Annotated in this window: 13 protein-coding genes; 5 read left to right on the forward strand and 8 right to left on the reverse strand. The window is 71.6% G+C overall.

Annotation, left to right across the window (positions count from 1 at the left end; all coding sequences use genetic code 11):
• Positions 1–58: 58 nt before the first annotated feature.
• The 6 genes from H9L21_RS08905 to H9L21_RS08930 form a co-directional block, all read right to left on the reverse strand.
• A complete protein-coding gene (locus tag H9L21_RS08905; RefSeq protein WP_154594828.1) occupies positions 59–1,534 on the reverse strand; it encodes a glutamate-cysteine ligase family protein in 1,476 nt (491 codons plus the stop codon).
• A gap of 19 nt (positions 1,535–1,553) precedes the next feature.
• The gene (locus tag H9L21_RS08910) at positions 1,554–2,525 is read right to left on the reverse strand and encodes a DUF4192 domain-containing protein (RefSeq protein WP_154594827.1); all 972 of its coding nucleotides are present in this window, start codon (positions 2,523–2,525) and stop codon (positions 1,554–1,556) included.
• A 90-nt stretch (positions 2,526–2,615) separates the two neighbouring features.
• The gene (locus tag H9L21_RS08915) at positions 2,616–3,200 is read right to left on the reverse strand and encodes a DUF1775 domain-containing protein (protein WP_154594826.1); all 585 of its coding nucleotides are present in this window, start codon (positions 3,198–3,200) and stop codon (positions 2,616–2,618) included.
• Positions 3,197–4,849 (reverse strand): copper resistance CopC/CopD family protein, encoded by a 1,653-nt coding sequence (locus H9L21_RS08920; RefSeq protein ID WP_154594825.1) that lies wholly within the window; start codon positions 4,847–4,849, stop codon positions 3,197–3,199. Before H9L21_RS08920 ends, H9L21_RS08915 begins: the two co-directional genes overlap by 4 nt.
• Positions 4,846–5,538 carry a YcnI family copper-binding membrane protein gene (locus tag H9L21_RS08925; RefSeq protein WP_154594823.1) on the reverse strand — a complete coding sequence of 231 codons (693 nt, stop codon included), beginning with the start codon at positions 5,536–5,538 and terminating at the stop codon, positions 4,846–4,848. Before H9L21_RS08925 ends, H9L21_RS08920 begins: the two co-directional genes overlap by 4 nt.
• Positions 5,539–5,582: 44 nt before the next feature.
• Positions 5,583–6,128, reverse strand: coding sequence for a hypothetical protein (locus H9L21_RS08930; RefSeq protein WP_154594822.1), 546 nt, complete (start codon positions 6,126–6,128; stop codon positions 5,583–5,585).
• Between the two features lie 298 nt (positions 6,129–6,426).
• On the opposite strand from H9L21_RS08930, the gene H9L21_RS08935 reads away from it, so the two are divergent.
• The 5 genes from H9L21_RS08935 to lepB all read left to right on the forward strand — a co-directional run bounded on the left by H9L21_RS08935 (position 6,427) and on the right by lepB (position 12,282).
• Positions 6,427–7,914, forward strand: coding sequence for a hypothetical protein (locus H9L21_RS08935; RefSeq protein ID WP_154594821.1), 1,488 nt, complete (start codon positions 6,427–6,429; stop codon positions 7,912–7,914).
• A gap of 135 nt (positions 7,915–8,049) precedes the next feature.
• A complete protein-coding gene (locus H9L21_RS08940; RefSeq protein WP_154594820.1) occupies positions 8,050–8,805 on the forward strand; it encodes a hypothetical protein in 756 nt (251 codons plus the stop codon).
• Between the two features lie 17 nt (positions 8,806–8,822).
• Positions 8,823–10,925 carry a copper amine oxidase gene (locus H9L21_RS08945; protein WP_187411393.1) on the forward strand — a complete coding sequence of 701 codons (2,103 nt, stop codon included), beginning with the start codon at positions 8,823–8,825 and terminating at the stop codon, positions 10,923–10,925.
• Between the two features lie 110 nt (positions 10,926–11,035).
• Positions 11,036–11,719, forward strand: a complete 684-nt coding sequence (locus H9L21_RS08950; protein ID WP_187411394.1) for a DUF305 domain-containing protein — start codon at positions 11,036–11,038, stop codon at positions 11,717–11,719.
• A complete protein-coding gene (gene lepB, locus H9L21_RS08955) occupies positions 11,704–12,282 on the forward strand; it encodes a signal peptidase I (RefSeq protein WP_154594817.1) in 579 nt (192 codons plus the stop codon). Before H9L21_RS08950 ends, lepB begins: the two co-directional genes overlap by 16 nt.
• 8 nt (positions 12,283–12,290) lie before the next feature.
• Here lepB and H9L21_RS08960 read toward each other — a convergent pair whose 3' ends face one another.
• Positions 12,291–12,599, reverse strand: coding sequence for a helix-turn-helix domain-containing protein (locus H9L21_RS08960; protein ID WP_222865749.1), 309 nt, complete (start codon positions 12,597–12,599; stop codon positions 12,291–12,293).
• Positions 12,596–14,080: an APC family permease gene (locus tag H9L21_RS08965; RefSeq protein ID WP_154594816.1), complete on the reverse strand. Its 1,485-nt coding sequence runs from the start codon at positions 14,078–14,080 to the stop codon at positions 12,596–12,598. The genes H9L21_RS08960 and H9L21_RS08965 overlap by 4 nt, the downstream gene beginning before the upstream one ends.
• Positions 14,081–14,100 lie beyond the last annotated feature (20 nt).

Here is a 14,100-nt window from a genome sequence, read left to right on the forward strand (position 1 = left end):
GCCTGCGGTCAACCTCTGGCACCAGTCTGCCACGAGCCCCCACACGGCTCCGAATCGGTCACCCGACGGGCCAGGAGTGCACGGGTTCGCCCTCGCCCATGTGCTCGGCGTAACGCCTGGTCAGCGCGCGCATCGAGTCGGCGACGTCCGAGCCACGTCGGTGCAGGCGGTCGAACTGCTCGATCATCCAGGTCGAGCCGTTGCGCCCGGTGACGCAGCGTCGCTCGATGATCTGGAGGAACTCGTCGATCACGGCCCCGTCGACGCCGCGCTTCTCGAGTCCCACGTGGGCCAGCGGCAGCAGGTGTTGCAGGACGAGCTCACGCACCGGGACCGTGCCGACTCCGGGCCAGAACGCCTCGGCCTCGATGCCGGCGACGGCGGCCTCGTGGAAGCCCTGCTCGGCGGCCTTGAACGGCAATTGGCTCCACACCGGCCGCTCCTGCTCGGTCAGTGCCGTCACCAGCCCGTAGAACAGCGCGGCGTTCGCGACCGTGTCCTTGACGGTCGGACCGGCCGGCAGCAGCCGGTTCTCGACCCGCAGGTGCGGCCTGCCGTCGACGACGTCGTAGATCGGCCGGTTCCAGCGCCAGATGGTGCCGTTGTGCAGGCGCAGCTCGGGCAGGATCGGGATCCGGCCGGCCTCGACCTCGGCCACGGGGTCCTCGTCCTCGACGATCGGCAGCAGGGCCGGGAAGTACCGCGAGTTCTCCTCGAACAGGTCGAACACGGAGGTGATCCAGCGCTCGCCGAACCACACCCGCGGGCGGACGCCCTGGGCCTTCAACTCGGCCGTGCGCGTGTCGGTGGCCTGCTCGAACAGAGCGATGCGCGTCTCGTGCCACAGTCGCTTGCCCAGGAAGAACGGCGAGTTGGCGCCCACCGCGATCTGTACGCCGGCGATCGCCTGGGCCGCGTTCCAGGTCGGCGCGAACTCGTCGGGCTCGACCTGCAGGTGCAGCTGCGTGCTGGTGCACGCCGCCTCGGCGATGATCGTGTCGATCGTCGTCCGCAACCGCTGGACGCCGTTGATGACGATGTGGATGTCCTCACCGCGCGCAGTCAGGATCTGGTCGGACAGCAGGTGGTACCGCGGGTTGGTCGAGATCGCCTCGCGCGTGAGGTGCCGCGAGTCCAGGGTGGGCAGGATGCCGATCATCATCATCTCCGTGCCGATGCCTCGGGCCTTGTCCTGCGCCGTGTTGAGGTCGTCGCGCATCCGGTCGGCCATGGCGGCCAGACCCCGACCAGCGACCGGCGACGGCGGCACGTTGATCTCGACGTTGAACTGGCCCAGCTCGGTCTGGAAGTCCTCGGCCGCGATCACGTCGAGCGTCTCGGAGTTCCGCAGCGCGGGGTCGCCGACCTCGTCGACCAGGTTGAACTCGATCTCGATGCCGACGTGCGGATCGGGCACGGAGAAGTCCTGCTGGCCCAGCATCGCGGCCAGGACATCGAGGTTCCGGCGCACCTTCGCGCGGTAGCGTGCGCGGTCCTCGCCGGTGAACTCCCGGGCTTCGACATCTTGTCCCATGCAGACACCCTAGGACGGATCAGGCCGTCACATCAGCCTGAGACCACCGGTCAGGATGGATGCCGGCCTCGAGCACGTCCTGCAGCAACAGACCCATCCGGTAGCGGGGCTCCAGCCGCAGCGCCCGGTCCAGGGCGACGAGGGCCCGCGCGCCGTCGCCCATCTGCCAGGCGGCGAATCCCGTGAGGCACAACGGGGCCGGGGCGAAGTCCGGTGACGCGACCCGTGAGACCGCCGCCCAGAGGCGGTGCATGCCGCGTGCGTTGTCCCGCCCGATCCCCGCCCAGACGGCGTCCCGCACGTTCATCGACGACGTCAGGACCGCGAGCTCGACCAGGTCCTCCTCCGCCAGATCAGCGCCACCGAGGGCACGTTCGACGAGGTGAGCGACGCGCGCCCGCTCGGCCGTGAGGAAGCGGGCCGGATCGGTCGTCGTCGCGCGCTCGAGGAATCGTTCGAGGGCGACGTCGTGGGTCCGGTCGAGTCGTTCCTCGTCCTGCTCCGCAGGTGGCGCCACCTCGTCCGCGAGCTCGGACCGGTCCGCCAGGATCACCTGGCCCTGCGCGACGGCGCGCACGATCGCCTCGTGGTGACGGTCGAGGGCGTAGGCCACTCCCTCCTCGGGGTGCCCCGGCGCGGCGGACCACACACGGTCCTCGTCGGCCCAGAGCACCAACCAGGAGCGTCCGATCGGCAGGGCGTCGCGCAGGGCCGTGACCATGACGCGCGCCCGCTCGGCGTCGGCGGACAGCGCGATCAGGAAGAAGCCCTCCCGTCCATGGCGGACGAGGTGCTCGGCGAGCCCCGCCGCCACGGCCTCCTCGCGGCCGCGCGGCGGCAGGTCGTGTCGCAGGCGGAACCCGAACCGGCACGTCGGCCCGGACACCGACAGGCCGATCACGCACTCGCGCGGCACGAAGCCGAACAGGGTGGGCAGGGCGTTCAGGAGGTCGTCGAAGGAGTCGACCCGGAACATCTCGTCGTCGTTCATGCCCTGAGCCTCGTGCTCAGGGCCGCCCGGCAGAACCCGCCGGCACCCGGTTGTGGACGGGCTCCCGACGGAGGTCGACGCTGTGGACCGTCAGCCGGCCCGCCCGCGTCGTCGGCCCGCCACGGCGACGGCCGCACCCACCAGGGCCGCGAATCCCACGACCGCCACCGCGATCTGACGGCCGTCCGCCCCGGCCGGGACCTCCTGCGGGACGCTCACCGTCATGGCCGGGTCGACCGTCTCGGCGGAGGCGGTGAACCCCGGCGTGGACCGGGTGTCGCTCGTCCCGTCGTCGCATCGCTGCTCGGCCATGAGCGTGACCCGCTCCCCCGCCGGCGCGCCGATCCGCGCCGTGAGGAGGAACTCGGCCACCTGTCCCGCGGGCAGGGCGCCGCCGGCGAAGTCCACGCGCCGACCATCCAGGACACCGGTCCAGCCGTCGGGCGCGGTCGCACTGACCACCGCGGACCCCTCGGGGACCTCCAGCGTCAGCCCGGTGGTGTCGGCATCGCCGCACCCCGGCGCGACGGCGACGACGAGGGCGACGGTCCCGTCCCCCTGCGGCACCACCGTGTCGACGGTCACGTCCGCGGCTGCCGACGACGCGCCGGCCACCAGCACGAAGGGCAGGGCGACCAGGGCGCCCGCGAGTCGACGCCCGCTGCGGGTCCTCATGGAATCTGCACCTCTCCGGAGACGACGGGCTCCTCGAATCGATCGATTCGCACCGCGACGGACACGCGCCACGCACCGGCGAGCGGGAGGTCGGCGGTGGTCTGCCAGTGTCCCGCCCGCGTCCTGGTCAGGGTCCGGTTCAGCGCACCCACCCCCGCCTCCTCGAGCCCCAGCTGCAGGCGAGGGGCGTCCGGGACGTCGACCGCCGCGCCCTCACGGTCGGTCAGGGAGACCTGGATCGCATTGGGGCCGCGCCGCGCCGGGGAGACCACGACGGTCACCCGGTGGGCGTCGTCCAGGTCGAGCTCGAGGCGCTGCACGGTCGAGACGCCGATGACCACGGTGTCGGCCCGAGGCGGAGGGGTCTGACCCACGAGCACTCCCGTGGCGACCAGCACGCCGGCGACGACGATCAGCTCGAAGGTCACGGTGCGTCGCAGCAGCGCGGTCGCGGCCCCTGCCTCGCGCCCGGTCAGTCGACGCACCAGGACGAAGCGGTTCCACGCGGCCACGGCGACGACGGGCACGAGCAGCAGGGCCTTCACCAGCACGGCTCGGCCGTAGCCGGTCTGCCAGAGCGCGGGCAGCGAGTCCGCGATCCGCCAGTACAGGACGATTCCGGCGGCCACCAGGGCCACCAGCACGAGTCCCGCGACCGCCGAGAACCGCGCGATCGCGGTGGCGCGGTCCGCCACCCTCAGCGCCGAGCCGGCAGCCAGGACGATGGCCAGGCCGACGAGCCCGCCCCACCAGAGGGCGGCGGCACTCACATGGACCAGGTCGGCGGTCAGCACGAGCCAGGCCGGGCCGTAGCTGCGGGTGTGGCCCACCGGCAGCAGGGACGCGACGGCCAGCGCCACGCCGACCGCCGCGACGACGGGACGACGTCGCCGTCCGGCCACGGCGAGGGCGGCGCCGAGAACCACGACGAGCACCGCGACGCCCGCCGCCGAGGTGAGCCCGTCACGCCATGCGTCCACACCCCACGCCGACGCGAGGGTCCGACCGGACTCCCACGTGGCCGTCAGGGGTGCGAGCAGGAGCGTCGAGACGACGGCGAGCCCGGCGAAGCCGTACGTCGCGCCGCGGGTGCGGCGCGCGACCAGCGGCTGCCGGCGCACGGCCGAGGGGACGATGAACAGGGAGAAGACGACGAGCCCGGCGAGGCCCAGGACACCGGCGTACCGCAGCGCGTCGACCGTGGTCCGCACGACGGACAACTCGCGCTCGGCCTGGGAGTCCGGGACCCCGATCGCGCCGGGCGTGGCCTCACCGACCGCGAACGTGAACCCGCCCGTGACGGGGTGGGAGTCCGCCGACACCACACGCCAGGTCACGACGTGGCTCCCCCGCGGCAACGGCTGCTCGGGACGGATCGTCAGCACCCGCCCACTGACCGAGAACGTCGTCGGTGACGGCTCGCCCGTGGCGTCCAGCACCGCGTTGCCCGTGCCGCCGAGCGTCACGGGCTCCGTGAACGACACGGTCATCTGGTCCGGCGGCGTGGTCAGCACCTGACCGTCGGCGGGGGTGCTCCCGATCGGCGAGGCGTGGCCGAACGCCGCGGCGGGCCACATCACGACGAGCAGGAGCAGCCCGGAGAGCACGGCGGCGAGCCGTGCCCTCCGGGCAGGAGCGGGCAGGGTCACCCGCGGCTCCGCGTCCGAGCCAGGGCGGCGCCGCCGGCGACGAGTCCGAGCGCACCGAGCACGACACCACTCCAGCCCAGCGCGTCCGAGCCGGTTCCCGCCTCAGCGGGCTCGTCCTCGGCCTTCGCCGCACCGTGACCGTGGCCGTCGCCCTCGGCCTCGGTCGTCACGACGAAGGGAGCCGGCGACTCGGGCTCGTCCTCGCCCTCCTCGTAGGTCTGGGTCCACGCGGTCTCGCCCTCCTCGCAGGTCTGGATGACCGGGAAGACGAGCTTCTCGCCCTCCTTCTCGGGCAACGGCAGCTGCAACGAGATCGTGTCGCGCATCCCGTCGGCCAACGGGGTCTTCGCCGTGTAGACGACCTCGGCGACCCGCTCGGACTGCTCGGCACCGTGGCCGTCCGAGGAGGGCGACTCGAGCTTGGCCATCTTCTTCTCGACGGTCCAGTTCGGGTTCACCGTCGGGGTGACCGAGAGGACCTCCTCGGGCACCTGGACGGCGAGCTTGGTCGTCGGCGAGGTCCCGCACCCGTGACCGACGGAGAAGGTCAGCACGGCGTACGACCCGGCTGCGGTCGACGACGGGGTGACCGACACGTGGGCCGAGGCGGCACCCGCCGCGACGGCGACGAGGGCGGAGGAGCCGAGGGCGAGCGCCGCCGTGCGGGCAGCGTGCTGGGCAAAAGACATGGTTCTTCTCCTGGTTCGGGACCGCCCGGACGGGCGGGACTGGGTCACCGGCAGGTGCCGGCGACCGGGGCGAGGTCGACCCGGGAGAAGGGCGGGCCGCGTCGCACCAGGACGTGGTCGAGCAGGTCGACGTGCCGGACGGGCCCGGCCGCACGGGGCGGCACCGGGGCCGCCACCGGCCGGCGGGACCGGTGCACGGGACGCAGGACGAACGAGACCCGCGCCCACCACGACCACCAGAGCCGCTCGGCCACCGCGATCCCGGCGGCCACCACCACGAGACCTGCGGCGTGGGCGGCGAGCATCGCCGGCGTCGACGGCACGATCGCGTGGCCGTGCACGTACCCGGACACCACGTGGACCCCGAGCTGCGGCAGCGCCAGCAGGACGAGCGCCCCGGTGAAGCCGATCCGGCGGCCGGCGGCCCACCACGCGAGCCCGGCACCGGCCGCGACGACCGGGAGGAGGGCCACGACCGACGGGGCCTCACCGCTGCCCGCCACGTGGGCGGCGACGGCCATGAGAGTCGCCCACAGGCTCACCGCACCGGCGCGCACGAGGCGCGCGATCGGGGCTCCGGGGGCTGACACGGACGTCAGCGTACGACCTGCCTGACCGGACTCCGGCAGCGGTGACGAGATGTTTACACGGTCGTCATCGACCCCCGTGCGTCACGACGTCGGACCCCTGTGACGGGCGCTGCCGCGGCCCGCCCCGGCGACGACTGCAATGACGGGAGATTCCCATTCGGTGTCTCATTCACCGTCGCGACACCTTCACAGCCGGGTCGTTCTCGTAACCCACCGGTTCCCGCGGCGACCGCCACGCGAAACGCACCGCATCCAGATTGAGGGCCGAATCGACTCCCCCGCCGAAGGAACTTCCCCGATGACTGTCACCCGAGTCCTGTCCCACCTCACGGCCGCAGCAGTGGCCGCGACCGCCCTGGCGCTGCCCTCCGCGGCTGCACACGCGGAGGCCACCGGCGTGATCCGGGGCACGGTCCTCGAGACCGGCCACGTGATCGCCCCCAGCCTCGACGTCTCGCTCTACAAGACCGACGGCGAGTTCGTGAAGTCCACCGTGACCAACTCGTCCGCCGGCGCGTACGAGTTCCGCGGCGTCGAGCCCGGCGCGTACGTCATCTGGTTCGAGAACCAGAACGAGGCCGTCCAGGAGTGGTACGACAACCAGCCCGACCAGGACCACGCCACCCCCATCACCCTCGCGGCCGGTCAGACCTTCGTCGCCGACGCGTACCTGACCCAGATCAGCGAGAACATCGTCCGGCCGACGATCACCGGCACCCCGGCGGTGGGCTCGACCCTCTCGGCCGCCCGCGGCACGTGGTTCCCCACCCTGGGCGTGGACTTCAGCTACCAGTGGCTGCGGGGCGGCGCCCGGATCGAGGGCGCGACGGCCTCCACCTACCGCCTGCGTGACGCCGACTCCGGGCACGCCGTCTCGGTCCGGGTCATCGCCACCGTCCAGGGCGCCCAGGAGTCGGCCACCAGCGCACCCACCGCCGCGGTCACGGGCGGCACGCCGTCGGTCCCGGCCGTCGCGAACTCCACGAAGCCCTCCGTCACCGGGTCCGTCGTCGCGGGCTCCGTGCTGACCGCCACGAGCGGCGGCTGGACGCCCTCGGACGCCGCCGTCACGCTGCAGTGGCTGCGCGGGGACGTCGTCGTGGGGAGCGGACCGACCTATCGCACCACGACCGACGACATCGGCTCCGGACTGCGCGTGCGCGCCATCGCGACGAAGTCGGGCTGGACGTCGGCCGTCGCCGAGTCGGACGTGTTCGGACCGATCGCGACCCCGGCCCCGGTGCTGAGCGCACCGGTCAACACGGTCCCGCCCATCGTCTCGGGCACCACGCGCGTCGGCAGCACCGTCACCGCGAGCACGGGCTCCTGGAGCTCGTCGGCCTCCCACACCTACCGCTGGACCCGCAACGGCACGACCATCCCCCGGGCGACCGCTCGCTCGTACCGGCTCACGGCCTCGGACGCCCGGGCACGGATCGCCGTGGTCGTGACCGCGACCAACACCGCCGGAACCACCAGCGCCACGAGCGCCGGCCGGACCGTCGCGAAGGCCACCGCCCGGCTCCGCGTCACCACCAAGTCGCCGGCCAAGGGGCGACTGAAGATCACCACGAAGGTCACCTCCGCGGGCGCCCGGACCGGCCGCGTGACGATCACCGTGAAGGCCGGCGGCAAGACCAAGGTCAAGCGCACGACCGTGAAGAAGGGCACGCGCACGATCACCGTCACGGGCCTGCGCAAGGGCCGGGCCACCGTCCGCGTCGTCTATGCCGGCGACGCCTCGACCACCCGCGCCTCGACCTCGAAGAAGGCCACCGTGCGCTGATGCCCGGCGGTCCGCCGCCCACCCAGACCTCGGCCCGCCGCCCCTGTCGGTGGGCCGAGGGACCGGCTCCCCACCCGGTCCCGACGGTTCCGGTCCCTCCGGCGCCGATCACTTCCAGCCCCACAAGGAGACCATGTGAATGCGTCACAGCGCGTGCCCTGGAGGACACGCAGAGTCGCCGTCGCTGCCCTCGCCCTCGGACTGACCGCTGCCGCCACGACCTACGTCATGGCCCAGCAGGACGTCAGCGGCACCGACTCCGGCACCAGCACGAAGTTCACCGTCGTCGGCGATGGCGAACTGCCCACCAAGAAGCCCAAGCTCGGAGAGAGCCGCTCGGCGCTCTCGGCCGAGGAGACGGGCTATGCCATCCACGTGGCCTCCACCGACGGCAGCGTCCCCTCGGACGCCACCGACGTCCGCGGCAAGCCCGGGCCGGAGTTCCTCTACGCGGACCTGCCCGACGTCGGTGAGGAGCTCAGCGGCCGCAAGGCCGTCGTCGCCCTCTACGACTACACGCACGACGTGGCCTACGACCAGATCGTCGACCTCGCCGCCGGCAAGGTCATCGACTCCACCAAGTCCACCAAGGCCCAGCCGCCGACCTCGTCCACCGAGGCCGACCTGGCGATGAAGCTCGCGGTCGAGTCCGACGCCGACCTGGCCTTCAAGGCCGAGTTCGAGGAGAACATGGGCGTCCCGCTCATCGATCCCGACCAGGTCGACTACGTCGCCGGCGCGTGGGTCTACGACAAGACCACGAGCAAGGGCAAGGAGTGCGGCGCCGACCGATGCGCCCAGCTCATGGTCTCGACCGCATCCGGGGTGTACCTCAACACCTTCGACTTCGTCGTGAACCTGTCCACCCAGAAGATCGTCCGCACCCAGTGAGCAGGGAGAGAAGTCCGATGCGCAAGAAGACACTGACGCGGATCGTCGCCGCCGGCGCGACCGCACTGATGACGGCAGGGCTGATCTCGGCCCAGCCCTCGGCGGCGAGCGCCGCCGAGGACACGCCGCTGGCGTGTGCCGACAGCCTCGTCACCAAGAAGCTCGAGAACGGCTCCAGCTGGCGGATGTGTGCGCGCATCCACCCGATCAAGGGCCTCATCCTCGAGCAGATCGAGTTCAAGCCCGCCACCGGCGAGTACGAGTACGCCGGGTACAAGCGGGTCCTGGACCAGCTCAACATCGCCCAGCTGAACGTGCCGTACGACACCGGTCACGTCCAGTACAACGACATCACCTCCTACGGTTTCGGCAAGCAGTACCTGCAGTCGCAGGGCCCCGAGGTGTGCACGGGCGAGGCGCTCGACGTGGACCAGTCGTTCACGTACAGCGGCCGTCTGGTCGAGCGGACCATCCCGGGCATCTGCGTGCAGGAGGACCCGACGGGCCTCATGACTCACGCGCAGGAGACCCAGATCGGCGGCGGCACGCTGTACGCCGACCAGGGCACGGCTCTCGCGGTCTCGTCGATCTCCAAGATCAGCTGGTACGAGTACCAGCAGCGGGTCGTGTTCGACGACCACGGCCAGATCGAGGTCGGGCTCGGCGCCACGGGCGACATCGCCCCGGGCTGGGCCTCCGACAGCGCGAACCAGTTCTTCGGCAACAACCCGAAGACGGGGTGGCCGCTGTCGGGCAAGTCGACCGTGACGACCACGGCCGGGGGCGAGACCACCACCAAGGAGATCCAGTCCTACGCGGGCTCGCACTGGCACAACGCCATGTACAAGGTCGACTTCGGCATCGACAAGGGTGAGAAGCAGACCGTCGAGCAGTGGGACTTCAGCAGTCCCGGTGCCGGCGTGCGCGCGCCCATCGTCGAGGGCACCGGAACGGTCAAGAGCTCGGCGTTCTCGTCGGTCGAGAACGAGGACCACGACCAGTTGAGCTGGTGGCGCGTCCTGAACCCGAACAGCAAGAACAAGGACGGTCACGCCCGTTCCTACGAGATCGTGAACAACAACACGTCGAACCTGTTGATGCCGGACTGGTCGCCGTCGGTGACGTTCACGAACTACCGCTCGTGCGAGGAGTACGGCTCGGACAACCTCAACGCGGGCTGCCCGAACCAGAGCATCTTGGACTACGTCAAGAACGACACGCACGAGCTGACCGATCCGGTCGCGTGGGTCAACGTCGGGTTCCACCACACGGACAAGGACGAGGACCAGTCGCCGATGCCGATCCACTGGCAGAAGTTCCAGCTGGTGCCGCGTGACTTCTTCGCCCAGAAGCCGACCGTGAAGGATGCCCGCAAGTGCATCAACGGCCCGTTCTCCTCGGTGAACGCGGTGACCAAGCCGTGCACGCCGGAGAACACGGTCGCGCCGAAGATCAGCGACAAGGCCGACGGCACCGCCGCGGTCGTGCCGGCGGTCGGCAAGACCCTGACGGCCAGCACCGGCACGTGGCGCAGCGCCGCTCAGCGGTTGACGTACGCCTTCACCTGGTTCCGCAACGGTGAGGCCGTGTCGACCGGTCAGGACTACACCCTGACCGAGGCCGACATGAACGCGTCGATCACGGTCAAGGTCAACGCCTCGGCTGCCGGGTTCCCCACGAACGTGGCGGAGTCCGAGCCGGTCGTGTGGGGCACTCCGCCGACGACGGTTCCCACCGAGGAGCCGACGACGGCGCCGACCACGGCCCCGACCACCGCCCCGACGACGGCGCCCACCACGGCTCCGACGACCCGCCCGACGCCCGCACCGGTCGTCAAGAAGGCGTCGAAGCTCACGGTCAAGCTGTCGAAGACGACGGTGAAGCCGGGCAAGAAGAACAAGGTCGTCGTCGCGGTGACCGTCGGTGGCAAGCCCGTCTCGGGCAAGGTCAAGGTGACGGTCAACGGCAAGGTCCGCACGCTGACGCTCAAGGGCGGCAAGGCGAACCTGACGTGGACGGCCCCGAAGAAGGTGAAGACCTACACGGTGAAGGTGTCCTACGCGGGCAGCAGCACGGTGAAGGCCGCCAGCACGACGGTGAAGTACAAGGTCAAGAAGTGACCATGCGCTGATCCACGGACCGGGGCGCCACCTGCTCGGGCGGCGCCCCGGTCCCCCTCTCCCACGGCTCGCCGTGGGACCGCACCACCCACGATGGAGCTCCCATGCGCATGAACGTCGTCCTCCGCCCGGTCGCACTCGCCCTGGCCGCGCTGGCCCTGGCCGGCTGTGGCACCCGGCCCCAGCAGGTGTCCCTCGGTGGCACGAAGGCCGCCGACACCGCGGAGCAGCGCGGGACGGTCGAGCGCCCGTGGGGCACCGTGAAGACCTTCCCCCGCCTGCAGAAGGCCGAGCCGCCGAGCGCCGCCGACGTGACCTTCACGCGGGACATGATCATGCACCACCGCCAGGCCGTCGAGCTGTCCGAGAACGTGCGCACCCACCGCGGCCTCGACGCCCGGGTCGGCTCCGCCGCGCGGTTCATCATCCAGGACCAGAAGAACGAGATCACGACCATGCGGGCCTGGCTCCAGGCCTGGCAGGACTCCGCCGGCACCGAGAGCCACGACCACGGCGCGGACGCGATGCCCGGCATGCTGGCGCAGGCGCGCGTCGACGAGCTCGCAACCCTGGATCGCCCGGCCGCCGAGGTGGCCTTCCTCGTCGCGATGATCGAGCACCACGAGGGTGCCATCACGATGTCGCAGGACTACCTGCCCGAGCAGACGAACGCCTTCGTCCGCAGCACCGCGACGCACATCATCGGCGAGCAGACGACCGAGATCGCCTACATGAGGAACCTCCTCGACGAGCGGTGTGGCCCGAAGGGGCCCTCGACGTGCCCCCGCGACTGAGCCCGGCCCGTCCCCGGCACGCGGGCTGGTGGGCCGCGGCCGCGGTCGCTGCGCTCGTCGCCGGGTCGCTCGCGACCGGGGTGGTCGGCCACGCGACGGTCACCTCGCCGTCCATGGCGCCGACCCACGCGACCGGCAGCTCGGTGATCACCACGCGGATCGGCGTCGACCGGGTCGAACCCGGCGACGTGGTGGTCTTCGAGGTACCGCAGCCCTGGCGCGCGGCGGAGCGCGAGCGCGCCGGTCGGTCCGAGGACTCCTCCGGTGGTGAGGCGATGGTCAAGCGCGTGATCGGCCTGCCCGGCGACCGGATCACCTGTTGCGCTCCGGGCGGCCTGCTGATGCGCAACGGGAGCCTGCTCGACGAGCCGTACCTGGCGGAGCCGCCCGGCGACCTGCTGAACACGACCTACGACGTCACGGTCCCTCCGGGTCACGCCTGGGTGCTGGGCGACAACCGGCGCCGCTCGTTCGACTCTCGCGCCATGCAGGCACGCACGGGCGCCTCGGGCTTCCTGCCGCTCTCCTCGATCCGGGCCCGGGTCCTGTTCGGCTGGCCCTGAGGAACCACTCAGTCCTCGTGACCGGGGTCCGTCGGCTCCATCGCCCCGGCGAGATCGCGCACCCGCTGGCCCAGCGCGAAGCCCGACAGGTCGGGGCTGCGGACGAGATACTCCTGCTGGACGAGGTGCTTGAGGATCCGGTAGGCCGTCGCGCGCGGCATCTGCAGGTTCTCGGCGATCTCACGCGCCGACACCCCCGCTCCCGACCGGGCCACCTCCTCGAGGATCGAGAAGGCGTTGTCGACCGCACCGGGCTCGCGACCGCGGAAGGGCGCGGGCGGCACCTTCGGCTGCGGATCGGTCATGCCGGTGCTCATGCGCCCAACAGATCCGTACGGATGGTCTCGTCGTGGATGCCCATGCGGCGCAGCGCGCGACGCCGGTGGGATCGGAGCCACCCGAACCACACCATCGAGAAGACCAGGGTGACCCCCGCGAGCACCAGGCCCGAGGGATCACCGTCGCGGACGTCCCGGACGGTGTCGACGGAGGCCAGCGCGAGAGTCAGGACGACGGCCGTCGCGGCCAGGACCACCGGGCCGACCGTCAGCTCGTCGAGGCGATGCAGGAAGGCCGGCAGGGACAGCGCGACGAGGGCGTAGGCGATGAACAGGACGAACACGGCGGACTGCAACAACGCCGTCGAGAGGGGCCCCACCTCCCGACCGACGAGCAACGTGACGGTGGCCGGGGCGATCGCGAACGGGGCGATCACCAGCAGCGCCCCGACCGGAGACGCCCACCGCGGGTGCGTGTAGCCCAGCACCGCCGGCAGGATGCCCTCGCGGGCGAACGAGAAGACGACCCGCGCCAGCGCATTCCAGGCACACAGGGTCAACGCCAGGAACGAGACCGCCAGCAACGAGCTGAGGACCGCGTCCGCGTGGTGGGCGTCGACCGTGTCGGGGAACCACCGCTGCGCCGGCCCGCGGGGATGGCCCGGAGCCGGGACCAGGGTGCTGGCGGCCAGGAAGCTGACCACGTACAGCGCCGCGGCGACGAGCACCGATCCCGTCATCGCCCGCGGCACGCTCCAGAACGGGCGCTCTGCCTCGCTCGCGAGCGCCGCCGAGGCCTCGAACCCGACCGTGATCCCCAGGACGATCGTGGCGCCCAGGACGATGCGCCACGGGTCGGCACCCTCGAGGGAGAGGACCGCCGGCGAGGGCAGGCCCTCACGCCCGATCGTGAGGACGACGAGGCACGACAACCCCACCACGAGCGCCGACTCGACCACGAGGGCCAGCCGGGTCGCGACGCGAACCCCGCGGATGGAGACGACGAGGCAGAACACGAGCACGGCGACGCCGATCCACCATTGCGGCCACGGCCCGGCAGCGGTCTGGCCCGGGGACGTCGGCGAGACGGCCTCGGTCGATCTGCGGATCGTCTGGGAGACCCCGAACGCGACGAGGATCCCGTAGCCCAGCAGCATCGACGTACCGACGAGGAGCCCCGGGAACGGTCCCAGCGACCGGGTGACCCACGTGTACATCGAGCCCGCCGCGGCGATCCGGGTGGCGAACTGGGAGAAGACGCCCGCGAGCAGCAGGGCCAGGCCGAAGCCCAGCACCGCGCTGAGCCAGGCGCCGGGGCCGACCACCCGCATGAGGACGAACGGGACGCTCAGAGCACTCGCCGCCGGAGCGATGACAGCCACCGACAGACCGAGCAGGTCACCGGGCAGCACCGAGCGCCGGTCCAGTCCCGCGAGGTCCGATTCCGCCCGCACCTGGGGCACCGCCGGCGGATGGGCGATCGCCTCCTCGAGTGCGGGCACACCGGATGGTCGGTTCATGGCGTCGCCACCCTAGGAAG

Origin of the sequence: Aeromicrobium senzhongii (genome assembly GCF_014334735.1) — a bacterium.
In the GTDB taxonomy this organism is placed as follows: Bacteria; Actinomycetota; Actinomycetes; order Propionibacteriales; family Nocardioidaceae; genus Aeromicrobium; species Aeromicrobium senzhongii.

What these genes read in the sequence shown, in the direction of transcription:
- H9L21_RS08935 (WP_154594821.1), top strand. Translation starts at nt 6,427, where the DNA reads ATGACTGTCACCCGAGTCCTGTCCCACCTCACGGCCGCAGCAGTGGCC.
- H9L21_RS08950 (WP_187411394.1), top strand. Translation starts at nt 11,036, where the DNA reads ATGAACGTCGTCCTCCGCCCGGTCGCACTCGCCCTGGCCGCGCTGGCC.
- H9L21_RS08925 (WP_154594823.1), bottom strand. Translation starts at nt 5,538, where the DNA reads ATGTCTTTTGCCCAGCACGCTGCCCGCACGGCGGCGCTCGCCCTCGGC.
- H9L21_RS08910 (WP_154594827.1), bottom strand. Translation starts at nt 2,525, where the DNA reads ATGAACGACGACGAGATGTTCCGGGTCGACTCCTTCGACGACCTCCTG.
- H9L21_RS08965 (WP_154594816.1), bottom strand. Translation starts at nt 14,080, where the DNA reads ATGAACCGACCATCCGGTGTGCCCGCACTCGAGGAGGCGATCGCCCAT.
- H9L21_RS08915 (WP_154594826.1), bottom strand. Translation starts at nt 3,200, where the DNA reads ATGAGGACCCGCAGCGGGCGTCGACTCGCGGGCGCCCTGGTCGCCCTG.
- H9L21_RS08905 (WP_154594828.1), bottom strand. Translation starts at nt 1,534, where the DNA reads ATGGGACAAGATGTCGAAGCCCGGGAGTTCACCGGCGAGGACCGCGCA.
- H9L21_RS08960 (WP_222865749.1), bottom strand. Translation starts at nt 12,599, where the DNA reads ATGAGCACCGGCATGACCGATCCGCAGCCGAAGGTGCCGCCCGCGCCC.
- H9L21_RS08945 (WP_187411393.1), top strand. Translation starts at nt 8,823, where the DNA reads ATGCGCAAGAAGACACTGACGCGGATCGTCGCCGCCGGCGCGACCGCA.